The sequence below is a fragment of the Phyllobacterium sp. CCNWLW109 genome (assembly GCF_037203905.1).
Taxonomy (GTDB): Bacteria; Pseudomonadota; Alphaproteobacteria; order Rhizobiales; family Rhizobiaceae; genus Phyllobacterium; species Phyllobacterium ifriqiyense.
Genome location: NZ_JBBCBK010000003.1, coordinates 362,134 through 382,955, shown reverse-complemented (window position 1 = coordinate 382,955; position 20,822 = coordinate 362,134). Strand labels below are relative to the sequence as shown.

The following is a 20,822-nucleotide window of genomic DNA, read 5'->3' as shown; positions in this document are numbered from 1 at the left end:
ATGAAAACCCGCCGGAATGATTCCGGCGGGTTTTGCATGTGCAGATCAGGCCGTTGTCTGTTGTGTCTTTGCCCGTGCCACGATCTGTGTCGGGTTGACGAAACGCAGTGCGATAAGCAACCAGACCAGCGTGGTGACCATATAGACAACCGCCATCGCGTCGATGGACTGCACAGCACGAACGCCAGATGCAAATACAGAGTAGTAAAGGGCGACCACAAGCGTCTGGCTGGTTGGTCCGGCGGTCAGGAAGGTCAGCTCGAACATAGCCACCGTGCGCACCAGTACCAATAGCAGCGCTGCTAGTATGCCGGGCAGGAGCATTGGCAGCAGCACATATCGGAACAATTGGAATGTGCCGGCTCCAAACACCCGTGCGGCAGCTTCAACCTTCGGATCGATCTGCTCTATGAAGGGGATCATCACCAGAATAACGAAGGGCACTGTCGGCACCAGATTGGCAAGAACCACACCCCAGAAAGTGCCGCCTACGCCCGCTTGATAGAGCACCGTGGCCAGTGGAATACCAAAAGTAATCGGCGGCACGAGCAGGGGCAAAAGAAATAGGAGCATGATCAGTTTCTTGCCGGGAAAGTTGCGGCGCGCCAAAGCATAGGCAGCCGTAACGCCGAGCAGGCCCGAAAGCGACACCACCGTGAAGACAATCTGGAATGTAACGATCAGCACGTCGCTAAGCTGGAATTCCGACCATGCGGTGAAATACCATTTTGTCGTCCATCCGGCCGGTAGCCAAGTGCCAAGCCAACGCGTACCGAAAGACGATATGATGACTGTTGCGATCATCGCCAGAAGATTGATGATGAAGAAGGCGACCACCACCCATACGGCAGTGATCCAGAGCTTTGCTCCAATGGTCGTATCGCGGATCATCGTCAGCCCTTTCCGCCAGCGGTCGAGCCGCGATAGAACAAGTTACGAATAGAGAGCAGTGACACCACAATCAGTAACTGGACGGCTGCCATGATCATGGCGATGGCCGATGCCATTGAATAGTCATACTGCTCGAAAGCTGCCTGATAGGCCGCAATGGAAATGACGCGGGTGGGTCCTGCCGGCGCGCCAAGCAGAACGGCTGAAGGAAAGACTGCGAAGGCCTGCACAAAGGACAGACAGAACGCAATGGTGAGGCCGGGCACAAGCAAAGGCCACATCACATAACGAAAACGCTGCCAACTTTTTGCGCCATGCGTGGCGGCAGCCTGCTCCAATGCCGGGTCGATGCCTGAAACATAGGACAGGGTCAGCAGGAAGGTGAATGGAAAGCCGGTAATGATGAGCGATGCGAAAACGCCCCAATAATTATTGGTGAGCTTTACCGGACTGTCAATCATGCCGATCATCATCAATGTACGGCTGAACCAGCCTTGCGGACCAAGGTAGTTCAACAATCCTTCTGCTACCAGCACCGTGCCAAGCGTGACTGGCAAAACCAGTATCGTCGTCAACAAACGCTGGTGGGTCATCAGACGAACACGGAAGGCTACCGGCAAGGCTATGGCAATGCTTATCAGGGTAACCGGCACCGCAAGCCAAAGCGTCGTCAGGATCGTGTCATAGAGAAACGGGTCGGAGAAGAATTTCTGATAATTGGCAAACATGCCTCCCTCTTTGGGTTCAAAGGAGAGGATAAGACCGTAAATGAACGGGTAGATAAAAACCGCCAGCAGGAAAATAACCGCAGGCAAGACAAGCAATGTCACACCGTCAATCCCGCGCAGGGCGAGCCGCTGGCGCAAAGATAAATGGTTGACCGAAGGCGTTGAGGTCACACTGATCATGGCTGTCACGCCGCAAAAGCCAGCGCGCGCGCCGGATCGACTGAAAGCCAGATAGCGCTGCCAAGTGCAGCCGTCTGAGGGGCATGAAATACAAGCTCAAGCCCTTCAGCAGTGCGAGCGGTCCCAACGAATTCACGACCGCGATATTCGATGGTTTCGACGACAGCTTCGACAGTCGTTCCGGATTTCGTCCCCGCGACAACATCATCGGCACGAGCTGCCACAACTGCAGTGTCACCAACCTTCAACGTGTCTCGGGCAATTCCGGATAGCGTTGAAGCGCCAACGGCAATGCTGGTCTTATCTCCGTCAACCGCAATGACTTTCCCGGTCAGGCGATTGCGATATCCCATGAATTCAGCCACATCCAAATGGTCGGGACGCTCATAGAGATCGCTCGGCACGCCAACCTGACGGATTTCGCCATCTCGCAGCACGACAACCCGATCAGCAAGCGACAAAGCTTCATCCTGATCATGCGTTACATAGATGGTTGTCGCACCAAGCTGGTTGTGAATACGGCGGATTTCGGCGCGCATTTCAAGGCGCAGCTTCGCATCGAGATTTGAAAGCGGCTCGTCCATCAGCACCAAAGGCGGTTCGATGACAATGGCACGGGCAATGGCGACACGCTGCTGTTGACCGCCGGAAAGCTGGCCTGGCAATTTATGTCCCTGTCCTTGCAACCGCACCAGGTTCAAGGCTTCTTCGATGCGCTTTTCAGCCTCAGCCTTGGGCACGCGGCGCATCTTTAATCCAAAGCCGATATTCTGTCTGACGGTCATATGCGGAAAAAGCGCATAGTTCTGAAACACCATACCAAAGCCGCGATCCTCGGGCTTCAACGTGTCAATGCGCTTGTCGTCAATGAAGATACCTCCACCCGTAGTGGACAGAAGACCGGCGATGCAGTTCAGCGCCGTGGATTTGCCACAGCCGGAAGGGCCGAGCAAAGCGATGAATTCTCCTTTTCGGATCGAAAGAGAAACATCTTTAAGCGCATTGTGCGAACCGAAGGCACGGCTCATCCGATCGAGACGGATTTCCTTGAACGGGGATGACGCAAGCAGCATCGATTACCTCATAATTATAAGCCATCCGGTCTCACCGGATGGCTCCATGTTCGTCTAGGGATCAGGACTTTTTGGCTGCGACTTCTTCATCCCAGCGGCGGAAAGCCACGACCATGGATGATGGCTCGAGGGGAATTTCGACCGGGTTATTGGCGATCCAGTCAGCATATTCGGCACGACCGAATTCAGCGATGGCATCCTGACTTTCCTGGGGGGCCATCGTAATGGGAACATCCTTCACCGCAGGACCCGGATAGAAGTAACCTTGATCATAAGTATATGCCTGCTGCTCTGGTGTAAGCAGGAAGCTCATCAGATCAAGCAGAACAGCAAGCTTCTCATCGGCGATACCTTTTGGCACGCACATGTAATGCGCGTCAGCGACCCAATGGAAACCTTTCAACGGTGCAACAGCGGCTTCCTTCGGGACAACGCCCAGCACACGTGGATTGATATCCCAGCCGGTGGTGGAAACGGTCATGTCGCGCGTTCCTTCGCCGAGTTCCTTCATCAAGGCGCCCGTGCCGGTTGGGTAGTATTCAATATATTTGTGCAATTCCTTAAGATAGGCCCAGGTCTTGTCCCAGCCTTTGACCGGATCTCGCGGGTCGATATCGCCCAGCAAATAGGGCAGGCCCATCAAAAATGTACGGCCCGGGCCGGAGTTTGCGGGGCGCGCATAGAGGAACTTGTTTGGATTTTCCTTTGCCCACGCAAGCAGTTCCTCGGCGGTCGTTGGAACTTTTTTCACACGCTCCGGCATATATTCGAGGAGCGGCCCAGAGGGATAATAGGTTACGATTACGCCGTGATCCTTGCCCAAGGCAAGCATGCGGTGCGCAGGCTCGAGATAGATTTTAGCAAGATCGGGCAAGGAAGCCGAATGATCAGGCAAAAGCTTGACCCACAAATCCTGGTCAAGACCCGCCGAAAGCGCATCTGTGCCCGTCAATACAAGATCGATATCGAGCCTGTTTGCGGCCTGCTGCGCCTTGATTTTTCCGGGAAGTTCCGGTGCCGGCGCTTTCGTGAAGGTGATCTTAGAAACGAGTTCCGGTTTTGCCTTGGCGTAGTTTTCGATCGCCGTTTGCGTCAGTGCAAGGTTGCCCGCCACGTCAGCAATATTCAATGTGATGGGTGAACTCGGCAAAGCCAGTTTGGATTGAGCAAAAAGACGTGTTGCCGGCAAGGTGGCAACCGCCGCCAATCCGGCAATAGCGTGCCTGCGTGTAATGCGGATCATGACTTCCTCCCTGTTTAATTCTCTCGCCCTATTTTCGGGCACGACCAGCTTCCCGACTGGTCAGTATTGTCTAATATATTAATCTATCAGATGGAGATAGCAAGGGCCTTCATCTTAGACTATCTGTGTAACGGTTTTTGCTGCTCCAAGTCGCATCAACTTCGCAAGTTGGGTCTTTACCAATTGAACGAATGCTTCATTTTCTGGCAAATCCCGTCCAAATATTTGGTCCATTCCGATAAATGCGGTCACCAACTCCTCGGCATTGTTCTTGTTCGCTGCGCGCTTCTTGAGTTCAGCTGCAAGCGGATCGCGAACGTCGATAGCGTCTCCTTTTTCGTCTGCGCCAGTCACGTATCGCATCCAGGCGGCTACTCCGAGCGCCAGACGATCAAACGGCAAGCCGTTGTCGATACATTTGCGGATAGTATTCAAAAGGCGTTGGGGCAGTTTCTGTGAGCCGTCCATGGCAATCTGCCACGTACGATGCCTAAGAGCAGGATTACAGAAGCGTTCACGCAATTGCGCCTTGTAAGCCTCCAGATCGAAACCCGGAAGCGGTGGAAGCGTAGGGGAAATTTCCTCATCCATCATCGCTTTGATGAGTTCGCTGAAACCTGGAGCTTTCATAACGTCCGAGACCGTTTCATGGCCCGCCAGATAGCCAAGATATGCCAATGTGGAGTGGCTGCCATTCAGGAGCCGAAGCTTCATCAGTTCAAAAGCATCAACATCTTCCACGAAGGTTGCGCCGAAATTTTCCCAAGCTGGTCGGCCAGCCGGAAAATGATCTTCTATAACCCACTGCGTGAAGGGTTCGGTCATAATCGGCCAGGCATCAACTAGCCCTGTTGCGCTCAAAGTCGTTGCGCGGTCAGCTTCAGTGGTCGCTGGAACAATTCGATCAACCATCGTTGATGGAAAGGCGATTTTCTCCTTGATGTAATTTGCAAGTTCGGAATCGCGCAGTTCAGCAAAGCGTGTCACTACACGTCGCAACGTCTCGCCATTTGCGGGAAGATTGTCACACGATAGAAGCGTAAAAGGTTCGATCTTATTGGCGCGCCGACGAGAAATAGCTTCAACGATGAAGCCTATCGCCGATTTCGGAGCAGCGGGGTTCGCAAGATCGTGAACAATGTCGGGATGAGCTTCGTCGAGCGCTGCGGAAGCCGGTGAATAGCAATAGCCCTTTTCGGTCACGGTAAGCGAGACAATCCGAACCGCCGCATTCGTCATGGCGTCGAGAACGGCAGCCGGATTTTCCGGGGCGACCATAAGCCCACCAATGCTTCCGATCACACGGAAGCTGTCTTCATCTCCACTGCGTGTTGCAACGGTATAAAGCCCGTCCTGTGGCTCCAAAGCATCACGTGTATCACCACTGCGCAAAGACACGCCGAGGATACCCCAGCTATTATCGCCGCTGGCCAATACGCTATCCGTATAAACTGCCTGATGCGCGCGATGAAAAGCTCCAATGCCAAGATGAACTATGCCAATTTTTGTCTGGCTTCGATCATATCCAGGGCGCGTCACCTCCTTTGACAGATGTGAAAGTGTTGCATTGGAGAGACGTGCTGGTTTAGTCATTTTTGTATTCTTTCAGTCAAAGCTTGTAGGCTTGTTTTGCCAGGCGGTAGGCCAAGTCATGGGCGATTTCATGCGCCTCGTCTTCGTCCAGTCGATGATCGGCAACAAGCCGGGCAAGATATGAGCAATCGACCCGCCGCGCCATATTATGACGCGCCGGGATGGAGAGATAAGCTCGCGTGTCATCGTTGAAGCCGACCGTATTGTAGAAACCAGCGGTTTCAGTCGTCAATTCACGAAACCTGCGCATCCCTTCAGGACTATCATGAAACCACCATGCAGGTCCGAGCCGCAGGGCAGGGTAATGACCTGCCAAAGGTGCAAGTTCCCGGCTGTAACTCGTCTCATCCAGCGTAAACAGAATGAGTGTCAGGCGGCTATCATTGCCGAATGCGTCTAATAGCGGCTTCAATTCCTCCACATAGCCTGTTGATCGCGGAATGTCGGCGCCCTTATCCAGGCCAAAGCGCTCGAACACCGATGCATTATGGTTTCGGAAGGAACCCGGGTGTATCTGCATGACCAGCCCGTCTTCGGTGCTCATGCGCGCCATTTCGGTCAACATTTGAGCTCGGAAAAGATTCGCATCGGCTACTGAGGCGTTCTTCAGCACACGCTCAAACAATGCCGAAGCTTCCGAAGCCGAAAGATTGGCGGTACGCGCGTTCGGATGGCCATGATCTGATGATGTAGCGCCACGCTTCTTGAAGTAGGCTCGCCTTATGCGATGAGCTTCAAGATAACCTTGGTAGTCAAGCTTCGTGCCAGCCAAAGCGGTGAAGCTCTCAACATTGCTCCGGAAATCCGGACGCGATGCGTCAATCACGGCATCGGGGCGATAGGCTGGCACCACGCGGCCATCCCAGCCGGATTTTAGTATCGCATCATGTGCGGCCAGATCGTCTGTAGCGGCATCCGTGGTGGAGATGGCTTCAATCCCGAACTGTTTGTAGAGGGCCCGGGGACGCATGGATGGATCAGCCAACCGACCGGCGATTTTGTCATAGAGCGCGTCTGCATTTTTCTCCGTAAGGCGCTCTTCAATCCCAAATACGGTTTCGAGTGCATGCTCGAACCAAAGTCGTGATGGAGTGCCTCGAAACAGATAAAAATGCTTCGCAAACAAGCGCCATATCTTGCGCCCGTCGGTCTCGACCGGCCCGCCGTCCTGTCTTGGCACACCAAGATCCTCAAGCTGGATACCTTGCGAGTAAAGCATGCGGAAAATATAGTGGTCGGGCTTCACAAAAAGGCTGGCCGGATCGGGAAAAGCCTCGTCCTTGGCATACCATGATGGATCCGTATGGCCGTGCGGCGAGATGACAGGTAGATGCTCCACTGCGTCGAACAAGCGTCTCGCAATCAAACGCGCGTCAGATTCAATTGGGAATAGTCTGTCTGGGTGGAGTGCCATGGATGTTCCTCGCCGCCGTTCAATTGATGTGAACGATGATCTTGGCGAAGAGTAAATAATAATATATTAGTATGTCAACAGCGTGCGATTGCGTTTATATCGCCGGATAACGATGCCATTGGACTATGAATTTATACGGAATTCCATCATTCAATGAGACTGACGGTCTGTGATAGGTGGAAATGGAGTGCTGAAATGACAGCAGAGAATGTCGGGGGGAAGACTGCGGAGCTAGTATCGCCAGCGCCGGAATCCAAGCCTGATCGCGCCGTTCAAGCTGCGCGATCCAGTTCGAGAGGCGCTCCTGCAGGGCGTATGACCACCGCGATGGCTATTTATCGCGAACTTCATGCAGCCATTGTCGCCATGGAAATGACGCCTGGCACCGCACTTAACGAGAAAGTTTTGACGGAGCGTTTCGGTGTGAGCCGCACGCCTGTCCGCGAAGCATTGATCCGCCTCGTTGAAGACGGACTTGTCGACGTGTTTCCGCAATCGGGAACTTTCGTTGCCCGTATTCCTGTAGCATTGATACCGCAAGCGGTGATCATCCGGCAGGCGCTTGAAGGCGCTACGGTCGAACGCGCGGCGGCGGTTGCGACGGCGAAGGATGTTGAATGGCTGGACGAGATACTCGCCCGCCAGCATTTCTTTGCCGATAGGCAGAATATGAGTGCATTCCACGAAGCTGATGAGGCCTTTCATGAGGCCATCGCGGGAATTTCCGGACATCCTGGCATCTGGCACTATTTAAAACCCGTGAAAGTGCAGATTGACCGGGCACGGCGTATGACGCTTCCGGGTCTGGGCCGCATGAACCATGTTCTTTCCGAACACAAGATCATTCGCGACGCGATTGAAAGCCATGACGTTCCCGCCGCTTGCGCGGCAATGAAGCAGCATTTGAATGCCGTCATTCCCGACATTGAAACATTGAGAAAAACCCACCCTGGATCATTTGTCTGATCCGCGGTTGGAATACGAAAATTTGACGGAGGAATAATGCGTCAGGCATGGAGATGGTTTGGACCCAAGGCCGGGGTTTCGCTTGATAATGTGCGTCAGGCAGGCGCGACCGATATTGTATCTGCCCTGCATGAAGTGCCAATCGGCGAGGCTTGGACGACAGATCAGGTTCGCGCTCGTAAATCATTAATTGAATCGACTCCATCGGATCGTACACCGCTCACATGGTCCGTGGTGGAAAGCATTCCAATTCCTGATGCCGTAAAGCGTCTTGGTGGCGCGGCAAAACACGAAATTGCCGCGTGGATCGCCAGCATGGAGGCGCTTAGCGCCAATGACATCAAGGTCATTTGCTACAACTTCATGCCCGTCGTCGATTGGTGCCGTACAGATCTTGATTATGTAACGCCTACGGGCTCGACGGCCATGCGTTTCGACCATAACAGCTTCGCCGTATTCGATCTGCATATCCTGCAGCGTAACGGCGCTGAAAAAGACTATTCTGCTGCCGATCGTGAAATCGCCAGCGATCTTTACGAAACTATGGGCGCACAGGAGATTTCTGACCTCACCCGCAATATTGCGAGTGCGCTTCCAGGGTCGACTACTGAACCGCTTACTATTCCAGCCTTCCGCGACAAGCTTGAAGCCTATTCTGGCATTGATGCACCGCGTTTGCGCAAGCATCTGATCGAATTTCTTGAAGCTGTGACGCGTGTGGCCGACGATCTTGGCGTGAAGCTTACCTTGCATCCGGATGATCCGCCCCGTTCGCTCTTTGGCTTGCCGCGTATTGCTTCGACAGAAGCCGATTATGCCGCCTTGTTCGACGCTGTGCCATCTGCTGCAAATGGCATGTGTTTCTGTACAGGGAGCCTTGGCGTACGCGCCGATAATGATTTGCCAAAGATTGCGCGGCGCTTTGCCTCGCGCATTCATTTCTCCCATTTGCGTGCAACAACGCGTGAGGGCGATGGGCGCAGTTTCCATGAAGCAGCGCATTTGGAAGGCGATGTTGATATGGTTGCGGTGTTGCGCGAATTGCTCGCCGAAGATAGGAAGCGTGCCAAGTCGGACAGCATTATTTTCCGCTCGGACCACGGTCATCGCATGCTTGATGATCTGAACAAGGAAGTTACCCCCGGCTACCCTGCAATCGGTCGTCTGCGGGGGCTTGCCGAGCTGCGCGGTATTATTCACGCTCTGGACGCGAGCGCACTCGTTTAAATCTGATCACATTTTGGATTTTCTTCAGCCCCGGTTCAAATCGAGCCGGGGTTTTCTACATCTAAAGACTTAATGGTTTTTAATCCTTTTAGCGCCAACCCACATCTTAATGGCATCCTGTTTAATAATTCGATCATAAATCATCACATTATCGCCATAGTTCGAAAGCCCCAGAGGCATATCTAAACCCCAGATAAGCAACCGTGATCACGTTTTGAGTCACAATAAGACAAGTTTTTTTAGTAACTTGGCATTTCTATTCAGATAGACTCAACTGTTCTTATCAATGGCGACACCTCGGTGCCACATTTCTACAAAATAGAAGAGGCGCATCATCCGCGCTGCGATCTACTTGCCCAAGATCATTTCCGAGCGTGTTTCTTCATCAGGCGTTTCTGCCGTGGGCCATTTAAAGTGCGATTTATTTATGATCTCTTTTGCAGGTATCCGTTCGGTACTCGTCACCTCCATTGTTCTTTTAATGTTTGGTGCGGCTTCCGCCAATGCCGCATGCGGTGGCGCTTCCTGGTATGCACTTCACTCCAAAACCGCCTCAGGTGAACGCATGAACCCTTCCGCTCTCACAGCTGCGCATCGCACGCTTCCTTTCGGCTCCAAGGTTAAAGTTACCAATCAGCGCAATGGCAAATCCATCGTCGTGCGTATCAATGATCGGGGTCCGTTCATCAAAGGTCGTGTGATCGATCTTTCAAAGGGAGCTGCAAACCGTCTGGGCTTTGTCGGCGCGGGTCACACAAATATCTGCATGGCCCGTCTCTAATAAATGCGCCAATAATCTCGGCATTGACCTTGATCGTTGAACGTGACATCGCCATGTGAACATTCGCGTTAAAATCGGGGGCGTTCCATGGCACTGAAAGTCGCGGTCCAGATGGACCATATCAATTCTATCCGGATCGGCGGCGATACGTCCTTCGCGCTTTGTCTTGAAGCGCAAAAGCGCGGTCATGAGCTTTATCACTATACGCCCGACCGGCTGAGCATGCGCGATGGTGTTGTCCATGCGCGGGTTGAAGAGCTGAGTGTTCGCGACATAGAGGGTGACCACTTCACGCTTGGTGAGCAGATATCCCGCGACCTGTCAGAGATGGATGTGGTGTTGCTGCGGCAAGATCCGCCGTTTGACATGAACTACATCACAACAACCCATATGCTGGAGCGCATTCATCCGAAGACGCTCGTTGTCAATGACCCTGCCTGGGTGCGCAACAGTCCGGAAAAGATTTTCGTTACCGAGTTTCCCGATCTCATGCCGGAAACGCTTATCACCAAAGACCCACAGGAAATCGCTGATTTTCGTAAAGAGTTTGGCGACATTATTCTGAAGCCGCTTTACGGCAATGGCGGCGCAGGCGTATTTCATCTGGCTGTTGGTGACCGCAATCTGACATCGCTGCTGGAAATGTTCGGCCAGATGTTCCGCGAACCCTTTATCGCGCAGCGCTATCTCAAGGATGTCCGCGCCGGCGACAAGCGCATCATCCTGATTGACGGTGAACCAGTGGGCGCGATCAACCGGGTTCCTTCCGAAACCGATGCACGGTCCAACATGCATGTTGGCGGGCGGGCCGAGAAGACCGAGCTGACAGACCGCGAGCGCGAAATTTGTGCCCGGATCGGCCCGTCATTGCGTGAAAGAGGTTTCATCCTCGTCGGGATCGATGTCATTGGCGACTATATGACCGAAATCAATGTGACTTCTCCGACCGGTGTAAGGGAAGTCAAAAAGTTCGGCGGTGCTGATATTGCGGCTTTGTTCTGGGATTCAGTGGAAGCCAAGCGGCGATAAAATTCGCCTGTTCACTCAATGTTCTTGTCATGCGTGATGAAACGTGCTGATGTGAAAACATTAGCACTTTTTCATTTTGGATTATTGTATTTTCAAGGATCATTGCATGGTTACCCGTGTCCGTACGGTCGCCTTTCAGGGCATTGAGGCCCAGCCCGTCGATGTGCAGGTGATGATCGCTCCCGGGAAAATGGGGATGCATATTGTTGGTCTTCCGGACAAGGCTGTTGCCGAAAGCCGCGAGCGCGTACAGGCAGCTTTGCATGCATCCGGACTTTCGATGCCCGCCAAGAAGGTTACCGTAAATCTTGCTCCCGCAGATTTGCCCAAGGAAGGCAGTCATTATGACTTGCCCATTGCGGTTGGGCTTATGGCTGGCCTTGGAGCCATTCCGGCTGATGCGCTGCAATCCTATGTCGTGCTGGGCGAGCTTTCACTTGATGGCACAATAACGCACGTTGCAGGCGTCCTGCCCGCTGCCATTGCGGCAAACCGGCAGGATCGTGGCCTCATATGTCCTGCGCCTTGTGGACCAGAAGCGGCATGGGCTGGTTCGGAGATCGATATACTCGCGCCGCGCAGCCTGATTGCCCTCGCCAATCACTTTCGTGGCACGCAGGTTTTGTCGCGCCCGGAACCTGCAATGCAGGCCAGTGCGACGGGCTTGCCGGATTTGACCGATATAAGGGGGCAGGAGAGTGCCCGGCGTGCTTTGGAGGTCGCAGCTGCGGGCGGACACAATATGCTGATGTCGGGCCCTCCAGGGTCCGGAAAATCCATGCTGGCGCAACGGCTCCCCTCTATCCTGCCGCCATTATTGCCGCGCGAATTACTGGATGTATCGATGATAGCTTCCATCGCAGGCGAGCTGATGGGTGGTAAGCTGACCGACCGACGTCCCTTCCGTGCGCCCCACCACTCTGCATCCATGGCGGCGATGGTGGGGGGAGGAATACGGGCGAGACCGGGCGAGGTCTCGCTCGCCCATCGCGGCATATTGTTTCTCGATGAGTTTCCTGAATTTACACCGCAAGTTCTGGATTCGCTGCGGCAACCGCTAGAGACTGGAGAGTGCATGATTGCCCGGGCCAACCATCGCATATCCTATCCGGCGCAAATCCAGCTAATTGCTGCCATGAACCCGTGCAAATGCGGCATGGCGAGTGAACCGGGGCACCGTTGTGCAAGAGGCCCAAGATGCCGCGAGGACTATCAGGCGCGGATTTCAGGCCCGCTGCTGGATCGTATTGATATCAGGATTGACGTACCTTCCGTGAGCGCGGCTGATCTTATCAAGCCTTCGGCTTCGGAAAGCAGCGCAGTGGTGGCGCAACGCGTTGCGCGCGCCCGCACGATGCAGAAGCTGCGTTTCGAGCAGCTGGGGGTTTCGGCCATTACGACAAATGCGCAATGTTCTGTCGCGATAATCGAGAAAATAGCTCAACCGGACAAAGCAGGCACGGCCCTGCTGCATCAAGCCAGCGAGCAGATGAAGTTTTCGGCCAGAGCCTATCACCGGGTGCTCAAGGTAGCGCGAACTTTGGCGGATCTGGAAGGACAGGAAACAATCGGTCGTATCCATCTCGCCGAAGCTATCTCATACCGAATGGGTGCAGATATGGCGACGACGCAGCATGAAAGTATAAGAGGTAATTGATGGCACATTGATAAACGGCTGATCCCCACTTCGATCAAGAAAACATCCTGCGCCAGCGAAATGACGCGGCGATATTGGCCAATTATGCGCAATGGGTGATGCCAGATGATGAATTCTGGATCATTGGAAATTTCAGCCATGGTCGGCTAAAGGATAAGGAGGGTTATTTAAGATCGCTATTTGAACGAGTTCCGGGAAAGAAGCATCTGGTTGCCGGTAATCACGACAACAGACAGGTGAAAACACTCGGCTGGGCACCCATTTCCCAATTGATTGAAATCAAGGACGGCGAGCAAAGCCTGACCTTGTGTCACTATCCTATGATTACCTGGAGCCATGCAAGATGTGGAGCAATTCAGCTGTTCGGGCATGTCCACCAACACTGGCAGGGTTCGTGTAACAGCATTAATGTTGGTGTCGATCTTTGGAATTTCATGCCGGTCCGCATTGATACGATCAGGCAACGCGCTAAAGACTTACTCGTGAACCAACATTGGCATCAGGTCGAACGCAATGCGGATATTTTTAGCTAGAGCCTTCTCGTTCAACAGAGCGATTTATTTAAAGATGGGTTGAACGCTGTTACTGAACTGAACCGACCAGAATGTTGCTTGGGGCTTCAATGCTGACCCAACGGCCAGTATTGTTGGAGGCCTGACGCTTCAGATAGGTATAATCGGTTTCCGACCAGTTCTTCACGCCATCAACGAGATTGTCGAGGATGAAGTCGCCGCGATCGGTACGCACGGTTAAGACGGCATGGCCTTCGCCATCAGGCTTGCGAACCACAGTAATCAAAAGATTGGCTGGCGAAATACCAGCTTCCATCAAATCGCGACGCTTCAAAAGAACGTAATCTTCGCAATCGCCGACCGCATCGGGATAAGCCCAGAATTCTTCAACACCATAGATTTCCATATCGGTTAGTGGCTTGATCTTCTGGTTATCATTGCTGTTGACGCTGACAATGAGCTGCCAGAAATCATGATTCATCGTTTCCGGCATTACATTCCGGCTTTTGATATTGCATTCTGCGGGAAGCCTTTTGCAAAATTCGTAATGACCGATCGGCTGCGATGTCATTCCGCCCGTCTGCATGAAAGGCTCAGCGGCGGCGGCAGGATTTGCACAAAATGCAGCAGTGAAAAGCGCAAGGGCAAAGCCCAAGGATTTCATTTTGTTGACTGCTGCAAACATTCTTAACTCCAACCGACTGCCGATCATTAACAAAACGTTAATGTCGGAGTGGACCATGAGTCAATCACAATGGCGCCACGATCCCGCCATTGTTAATATATGGTTAAAATTTGAACTTTCGCACTTCCGCAATAGTGATGATGTAATTTTCGGCGCTTTTTGTCATATCCTGTTGAAGGCAAGCCATCCGGACAACGCTTTGAACGGCGCTGCCTTGCTCCGTAAATAATTGATATGGCGCGCCTTTTAAAAGTGGCCGTTCTGTGCGGATTGGTTCCTGCCGGAAGGTTTTATACTTGGTGCTCAATCTAATGGATTAGCCTGAAAGCCCTGACGACCGCCGTGTCGTGCTAAAGTTGGCCGATCTTGAAAGTTCAGCCAAAGAATGCACGCATCCTTTGGCTGTTCCGATCAAACCTTATCAATCGACAGAAAGAACATCTCCCGTGCGACGGTCAACACTGACTTCGATATCCCGGCCGCGACGATCAAGGCCTTCAATCACATAGCGCGAGCGTGTTCTTTTCACTTCATCGACGGTCCTCACCCCTTCAGCGCGCGCAATACGAACGGCCTGGCGCTCGCTGATCTCGCGGCGATCCCGGTCTCTGCGGTCGCGCCGGTCCATACGATCCGGCTCAACGATACGCACACCATCGGGGCCCAACTGGATACTTTGCGCGAAAGTCTGTGGCACAGCCGTGAGTGCCATAAGGGATGCCGCACCAATAATAATCAATTTCTTCAACATGATTTTCGTCTCCTCCGATAAACAGTCAATTCGCCAGCTTGCTCAAGGGAACGCTTTATAAGCAATAGCGTTCCCTTGGTTGTGTCTTATCAGTGTGTCATCTGCACAGGATTGACTATTCCAGCGCGAAGGAACCAGTCTTGATTTCACCGGCCCTATGATAGGTGTTAATAACCACGCCGGTCGTTGAAGCCTTCGAACCAACCAGTTTCAGTGCGCCGGGCTTGGCCTCCGCGCTGAAAAAGGCTTTGCCTTTGCCCAGCACAATCGGGAAAATCCAAAGGTTCAGCTCATCGATAAGATCATCCGCCAGCAATGCGTGCACGAGCTGGCTGCTGCCTTGAATAAGTATGTCGGCACCATCAGATTGGCCGAGTTTGCGCACTGCTTCGGTTATATTGGGATCAAGTGCGACAGTGTTCTTCCAGGTGAGCGTATCGGGGGAAGAGGTGGCTACATATTTTGTGGCAGCGTTGAATTTGTCACCAATAAGGTCACCCGCTTCGACTCGTGGCCAATGTGCCGCAAAAATATCATATGTTCTGCGGCCAAGCAGAAGATCGAAAGGTGTAGCCATGGCTTTGTCCATGACCTCACCCATGATTTCGTCCCAGTAATGAAATGTCCAGCCGCCATATTTGAAGCCGCCATCCGTGTCCTCCTCGGGGCCGCCTGGCGCCTGCATTATACCGTCGAGTGACAGGAAGGCTGTTGCGATGATCTTTCTCATGTCTGTGTTCCTCACTTTGGGTTGTACGAAACTAGGACGAACAAGCCTTGTCTTTCCCGACATGGGTTTTGATTTTTTTAGCAATAGGATTCCAGGCTGACGTTGCTATGTTCGGCACTTCACATCGCGGCGGAAGTCCGACGGAGACATGCCGGCAATATTGCGAAAGGACTTGTTGAAAGCGCTCAACGAACCGAACCCGCTCTCCATAGCCACCTGCAAGACATTGACTTCCTGCCGGAGCAGCATTGCCTGTGCATAGGAAAGCCGTAGCAAAGTGACATAATTATTGAGAGTCATGCCTGTCGATTTCTTGAAAACGCTCATCGCATATTTTGGATGCAGATTGGCCGAGACAGCGATATCGACGGAATCGATATCTTCCAGGAAATTGGCGGATATGAAATCGCACATGCGGCTGACTGCACGCGCCGACTGCTGAATGGACGAAGCTTCGAACGCCCCAACCGGCTTTTCAGGAACCATTCGATAGGGATCGAAGCAGATGCGCTCAATTCGAAGCAATAACTCGCTGACCGCATGCGCTTCTTTGGAGGGGTTGCCGGAACGCGCATAATGAAACCATCGTACAAAATTCTCTTTGTCGGCGGCATCAGTCGCCGATGTGACCAATGTTCGGCCCTGCATCAATTGGCTGGGTACGGTTTCGGGCAGATGCATCCGAAAAAAATGCACAAGCGGCAGATGCGCACCTGCATAGATCGCATCGTCGGATGAATCGTCCATTTGATGGGGTTGTCCACCCCAGAACAGGCACATATCGCCTGCATTGAGGCGAATGGCATGATCATTCATTCGATAATGAACTGTGCCGCTGATGATATAGTTGACTTCTACCTGCGCATGCCAATGAGGCATAGTCATAGTTGCGGGGTGGTTGTAAAACATCTGCAACGAAGTCGGCATTCCCTCGACGCTGCTTGCTCCGGGATGGTAAACCGGCCTTTCCCGCATCTTACTTTCCGCCCAGTTCATGTGTCCTTTTTAGGAGACAGGCGCTCCCTTGCCGCTACTGTAGCCATGTTTGCAAAGAGCGAGCAATTGAAAAGGGAGGAATTTCAATGCGCTTCAAATCTTTTTGCGTGACAGCGATTGTCACGATACTTGGCTTAAGCACCGCGCCGGCATTGGCGCAATCCGGCAATATAACAATTTGGGCATGGGATGTAGCGGCTTCATCCTTGAAGTTGGTACTTGAGGATTTCAACAAGAAGTTTCCCGATATCAAGGTTGACGTTCAGGATTTGGGCAATCAGCAAGTGTTCGACAAGACGCTGGCCGCCTGTGCTGCCGGTGGCGCGGGACTGCCCGATATTGTGCAAGTCGAAAATTTCGAAGCTGAAATTATATGGAACCGCTTTCCCGATTGCTTCAGCAATTTGAAGGATCTGGGCTATACGGCCGATATACAGGCCAAATTTCCGGAGTTTAAACGTACTGAGCTGGAAGTCGGCGATGTCGCTTATGCTATGCCTTGGGATTCTGGGCCGGTGGCGGTTTTCTATCGGCGGGATTTCTATGAAAAGGCCGGTGTTGATCCGGCATCGATCAAGAGCTGGGATGATTTTATCGAGGCGGGTAAAAAAATCGCTGCCGCCAATTCCGGCGTCAGCATGGCGCAAGCCGATTTCAATGGCGATAGCGAATGGTTCCGGATGCTCGCGAATGAGCAAGGTTGTGGATATTTTTCCACGGATGGTCAGTCTATTACGATCAATAGACCGGCATGCGTGGCGGCGCTGGAAAAGGTGAAGGAGATGAAAAGCGCCGGTACGCTGGCAGCCGGCAATTGGAATGAAAAGATTCAGTCCAGCACGGCGGGTACAGTCGCAAGTCAGCTTTACGGCGGCTGGTACGAAGGCACTATTCGCTCCAATTCTCCCAAGCTGGATGGCAAATGGGGTGTTTATCCCATGCCGAGCCTGACTGCTGATGGTCCGCACGCCGCCAATATAGGCGGTTCAGCACTGGCTATCAGCGGCACTTCGGAAAACAAGGAGGCGGCATGGGCATATCTCAATCATGCCCTTGGGACCAATGAGGGGCAGGTCGCCATGCTCAAAGGATATGGCCTTGTGCCTTCTTTGTTAAGTGCTGCCAGTGATCCTTTCATTTCGCAACCCCAGCCCTATTGGGGCGGGCAGGCCATCTGGTCTGATATTCTGGCTACGCTCCCCAAAATCGTGCCAAGCCGCGGAACGGCGTTCCAGGGGGATGCTGATAATATATTCAAGGCAACCCAGATCAAATACTTCGAAGGTGGGTATCCAGATGCAAAGACAGCTCTGGGCGATGCCGCAGCTCAGATTGCATCGGCGACCGGCCTTCCGGTCGCGGAATAATCCTCATCACCGGGCGGTGAGTATGCCTGTCCGGTTGCCTGTCGATTGGCATTCACGCCAAGGGGAGAAACGATGCAGCTGAGAAACCGCGCCGCCTATGGGTTCCTGGCGCCCTATCTCTTGATCTTTGCCATTTTCTGGATATGGCCGATTATCAGTTCGTTCTGGATGTCATTTCAGAACACGCGCGTAAATCCGTGGGTCTTCAACCCCGGCATGAACTGGGGGCGCCTGTTTTCTGATCCGGCGTTTTACAATGCGCTGAAGAATACGATGATCATCCTTGTCATTCAGGTGCCCGTGATGATCACGCTTGCAACTGTTATCGCGGTTCTTCTCAATTCACCGCTCTTGAAAGCCAGAGGCATTTTTCGTTTTGCCTTCTTTGCGCCGGTGGTTGTGGGTGAGGTCGCCTATGCAGCGGTTTTCCGGCTTATGTTCAACCTTGACTTCGGCATCATCAACAAGCTGCTGAACAAGATCGGGATCCCTTCCATATCCTGGTTCGCCGACGCTCCTTTTGCCATGGCCTTGTTGATTATTGCCGTGACCTGGCGCTGGGCGGGATACAACGCCATCATCATTCTCTCCGGTCTTCAATCGATCCCCGAAGATGTTTATGAGGCAGCAACGCTCGACCGGGTAAGCAAGTTCAAGCAGTTCATTTATATTACCTTGCCCCTGCTCAGACCCGTGATTCTGTTTTGCGTGGTTCTGTCGATTATCGGTTCCATGCAGCTTTTCACTGAACCGTTCCTGATCACCAACAGAGGTGGGCCAGGCGGGGGCACTGAAACGCTTGGCCTGTTCCTGTATAGGCAAGGCTTCGCTTCACTGAACTTTGGTTATGCATCGGCCATTGCCTACACAATGGCAGGGCTGGCGATCGTGATTTCACTTTTAAACCTCTGGCTGGGGCGTGAACCAAAATGAGATCACAATCCAAATCCACCTTTATTCGCTCCGTGTCGCTGCATGCCTTGCTTATTCCATTGGCCATTATCTGGTTATTCCCGCTATGGATGATGTTCATCTTCGCGACGATGCCCGATTACGGCATTTTCAGCCCTGGGGTTGAACTTCTGCCTTCAACACATTTTTTCGAGAATGTGAGCAATCTGCAAGCGGACACGAATTTCATCCGTGCCTTGATGATCTCTATCGGCGTCGCGCTTATTTACACGCTCTTGTCGGTTCTGCTGACTTCCATGGCCGGTTGGGCGCTCGCCCGATACCATTTTCTGGGAAAATCCGTCGTGGTCGGCATCATTCTGGGCACGATCACATTGCCCTATTTTGTCGTGGTCATTCCCCAATTCATCATGGTGGCGCGCGAGTTCAAAATGGCGAACACATGGGCCGCGCTCATCGTGCCGCCACTGTTCAACTCGCTTGGCGTTCTTTTCATGCGGCAGTCCTTTTCGATGATGCCGGCAGAATTATTTGACGCTGCCCGTGTTGAAGGCGTCAAGGAATGGCAGATTTTCCTGCGCATCGCATTGCCTTTGGCACGGCCGACGATGGCCGCCCTTGCGATCATTCTCTTTCTTGCGTCATGGAACAATTATCTCTGGCCTTTGCTGATTAATTCACGGCCGGACATGATGACAGCGCCGGTGGCGCTTGGAACCCTGATTGGTCTTACCAAGGTTTCATGGGGTGGTATCATGGCGGGCGCCGTCCTGCTCACCGCGCCAATTCTCGTCGTCTTCGTTTTATTGCAGCGCCACTTCATCGCCGGCATAGCCGCTGGCGCAATCAAATAATCGGAGACCGCCGCATGGCTGAACTTGCTCTCAAAAATGTTGTCAAACGTTTCGGTACTTATGAAATTATCCACAATGCCAGCCTTGACGTGGCCGATGGCGAGTTCGTCGTTTTCGTCGGCCCGTCCGGTTGCGGCAAGTCTACCTTGTTGCGCATGATCGCCGGGCTTGAAACCATATCGGGCGGAGAAATCCACATTGGCGGGACAATCGTCAATGATGTGGAGCCTGCTGATCGCGGCATTGCCATGGTCTTTCAATCCTATGCGCTCTACCCGCACATGACGGTCGAAGAGAATTTGGCCTTCGGATTGCGCATGACGGGAAACCCGAAGAACGATACCGAGCGCCGGGTCCAGCGTGTTGCCGACATTTTGCAGATCAAGGAGTTGTTGAACCGGCGGCCAAGGCAACTTTCCGGCGGTCAGCGTCAGCGCGTTGCCATTGGCCGGGCTATTGTGCGCGAACCGCAAGTGTTTCTGTTCGACGAGCCACTCTCCAACCTCGATGCGGAATTGAGGGTGCAAATGCGTGTTGAGATTGCCCGACTCCATAAGGAACTTGGGGCGACAATGATCTATGTTACCCACGATCAAACGGAAGCGATGACGCTGGCTGACAAGATCGTCGTGCTGCGGGGTGGCAATATTGAGCAGATCGGTGCGCCGCTCGATCTTTATGACAATCCCGCCAACCAGTTTGTGGCCGGTTTTGTCGGCTCGCCCAAGATGAATTTCATGAGCGGAGCGGTCATCGAAGCGCAGGGTCAAACAATTACTGTCGCTCTCTCAAATCAGGGAAATGTACCAATCACCCTGCCGGTTGAAAATTTCGAACCCCGTATCGGCGAGAAAGTGACGCTTGGCATCCGTCCTGAACATTTTTTCAAAGCCGGCCAAGGCGATGCAGATCTGACGATCAAGGTCGATGTCGCCGAACATCTTGGCAATACCAGCTACGTCTACGCCAATGTGAGCAGCGGCGAACAAATCATCATCGAACGCGAGGAATCCCGCAATGAAAGCAATCGCGACACTCTCACGATCGCCATCAGGGCAAGCAACGTCTTCCTGTTCGACAATACCGGCAACAGAATCCGCTAAAAATCGGTCCGTAACTTAGGCACGACTTCGGAAATTCCGTTGCACCCACGATCGCCACTCTGCCTCCGTCAGAATCCGGCGATCTAAGTCCAGCCGCGCCAACTCCCAAGGCAAAACCCGTCAAAAGTCC

The 20,822-nt window shown here is 53.0% G+C and carries 20 protein-coding genes; 10 read left to right on the top strand and 10 right to left on the bottom strand.

What is annotated here, in order from left to right; translation table 11 throughout:
• Positions 1–45: 45 nt before the first annotated feature.
• The 6 genes from V9K92_RS12350 to uxaC form a co-directional block, all read right to left on the bottom strand.
• The gene (locus V9K92_RS12350) at positions 46–891 is read right to left on the bottom strand and encodes an ABC transporter permease (protein WP_337354124.1); all 846 of its coding nucleotides are present in this window, start codon (positions 889–891) and stop codon (positions 46–48) included.
• Positions 892–893: 2 nt separating this feature from the next.
• Entirely contained in the window at positions 894–1,799 is a 906-nt protein-coding gene (locus V9K92_RS12345) for an ABC transporter permease (protein WP_440808066.1), read from the bottom strand.
• Positions 1,800–1,804: 5 nt separating this feature from the next.
• Positions 1,805–2,872 (bottom strand): ABC transporter ATP-binding protein, encoded by a 1,068-nt coding sequence (locus V9K92_RS12340; RefSeq protein WP_115054564.1) that lies wholly within the window; start codon positions 2,870–2,872, stop codon positions 1,805–1,807.
• 61 nt (positions 2,873–2,933) lie between these two features.
• On the bottom strand, positions 2,934–4,112 hold the full coding sequence (locus tag V9K92_RS12335) for an ABC transporter substrate-binding protein (protein ID WP_115054800.1): 1,179 nt from the start codon (positions 4,110–4,112) through the stop codon (positions 2,934–2,936).
• A gap of 117 nt (positions 4,113–4,229) precedes the next feature.
• On the bottom strand, positions 4,230–5,708 hold the full coding sequence (locus V9K92_RS12330; RefSeq protein ID WP_337354123.1) for a mannitol dehydrogenase family protein: 1,479 nt from the start codon (positions 5,706–5,708) through the stop codon (positions 4,230–4,232).
• A gap of 16 nt (positions 5,709–5,724) precedes the next feature.
• Complete coding sequence (uxaC, locus tag V9K92_RS12325; protein ID WP_337354122.1) at positions 5,725–7,122, bottom strand: glucuronate isomerase; 1,398 nt, start codon at positions 7,120–7,122, stop codon at positions 5,725–5,727.
• A gap of 195 nt (positions 7,123–7,317) precedes the next feature.
• On the opposite strand from uxaC, the gene V9K92_RS12320 reads away from it, so the two are divergent.
• From V9K92_RS12320 to V9K92_RS12295, 6 genes are all read left to right on the top strand, one after another.
• Positions 7,318–8,088: a GntR family transcriptional regulator gene (locus tag V9K92_RS12320; protein ID WP_337354121.1), complete on the top strand. Its 771-nt coding sequence runs from the start codon at positions 7,318–7,320 to the stop codon at positions 8,086–8,088.
• Between the two features lie 36 nt (positions 8,089–8,124).
• Entirely contained in the window at positions 8,125–9,315 is a 1,191-nt protein-coding gene (gene uxuA, locus V9K92_RS12315) for a mannonate dehydratase (RefSeq protein ID WP_337354120.1), read from the top strand.
• Between the two features lie 427 nt (positions 9,316–9,742).
• A complete protein-coding gene (locus V9K92_RS12310) occupies positions 9,743–10,096 on the top strand; it encodes a septal ring lytic transglycosylase RlpA family protein (RefSeq protein ID WP_307281671.1) in 354 nt (117 codons plus the stop codon).
• Positions 10,097–10,183: 87 nt separating this feature from the next.
• Positions 10,184–11,125, top strand: a complete 942-nt coding sequence (gene gshB / locus V9K92_RS12305; protein ID WP_337354119.1) for a glutathione synthase — start codon at positions 10,184–10,186, stop codon at positions 11,123–11,125.
• Positions 11,126–11,231: 106 nt separating this feature from the next.
• Positions 11,232–12,782: a YifB family Mg chelatase-like AAA ATPase gene (locus V9K92_RS12300; protein ID WP_337354118.1), complete on the top strand. Its 1,551-nt coding sequence runs from the start codon at positions 11,232–11,234 to the stop codon at positions 12,780–12,782.
• A 74-nt stretch (positions 12,783–12,856) separates the two neighbouring features.
• Positions 12,857–13,315: a metallophosphoesterase gene (locus V9K92_RS12295; protein WP_337354117.1), complete on the top strand. Its 459-nt coding sequence runs from the start codon at positions 12,857–12,859 to the stop codon at positions 13,313–13,315.
• Positions 13,316–13,364: 49 nt separating this feature from the next.
• On the opposite strand, the gene V9K92_RS12290 is transcribed toward V9K92_RS12295, so the two are convergent.
• From V9K92_RS12290 to V9K92_RS12275, 4 genes are all read right to left on the bottom strand, one after another.
• Positions 13,365–13,979, bottom strand: a complete 615-nt coding sequence (locus V9K92_RS12290) for a transglutaminase-like cysteine peptidase (protein ID WP_435530097.1) — start codon at positions 13,977–13,979, stop codon at positions 13,365–13,367.
• Positions 13,980–14,400: 421 nt separating this feature from the next.
• A complete protein-coding gene (locus V9K92_RS12285; RefSeq protein ID WP_115054573.1) occupies positions 14,401–14,730 on the bottom strand; it encodes a PepSY domain-containing protein in 330 nt (109 codons plus the stop codon).
• 115 nt (positions 14,731–14,845) lie between these two features.
• The gene (locus V9K92_RS12280) at positions 14,846–15,460 is read right to left on the bottom strand and encodes a dihydrofolate reductase family protein (RefSeq protein ID WP_337354116.1); all 615 of its coding nucleotides are present in this window, start codon (positions 15,458–15,460) and stop codon (positions 14,846–14,848) included.
• A gap of 105 nt (positions 15,461–15,565) precedes the next feature.
• Positions 15,566–16,456, bottom strand: a complete 891-nt coding sequence (locus tag V9K92_RS12275; RefSeq protein ID WP_337354115.1) for a helix-turn-helix domain-containing protein — start codon at positions 16,454–16,456, stop codon at positions 15,566–15,568.
• 86 nt (positions 16,457–16,542) lie between these two features.
• Between V9K92_RS12275 and V9K92_RS12270 the strand changes: the two genes are divergently transcribed.
• From V9K92_RS12270 to V9K92_RS12255, 4 genes are all read left to right on the top strand, one after another.
• Entirely contained in the window at positions 16,543–17,823 is a 1,281-nt protein-coding gene (locus tag V9K92_RS12270) for an ABC transporter substrate-binding protein (protein WP_337354114.1), read from the top strand.
• Positions 17,824–17,895: 72 nt separating this feature from the next.
• Positions 17,896–18,756, top strand: coding sequence for a carbohydrate ABC transporter permease (locus V9K92_RS12265; protein WP_337354113.1), 861 nt, complete (start codon positions 17,896–17,898; stop codon positions 18,754–18,756).
• Entirely contained in the window at positions 18,753–19,589 is an 837-nt protein-coding gene (locus V9K92_RS12260) for a carbohydrate ABC transporter permease (protein ID WP_337354112.1), read from the top strand. Before V9K92_RS12265 ends, V9K92_RS12260 begins: the two co-directional genes overlap by 4 nt.
• Positions 19,590–19,603: 14 nt before the next feature.
• Positions 19,604–20,692, top strand: a complete 1,089-nt coding sequence (locus V9K92_RS12255) for an ABC transporter ATP-binding protein (protein ID WP_307281696.1) — start codon at positions 19,604–19,606, stop codon at positions 20,690–20,692.
• Positions 20,693–20,822: the final 130 nt, after the last annotated feature.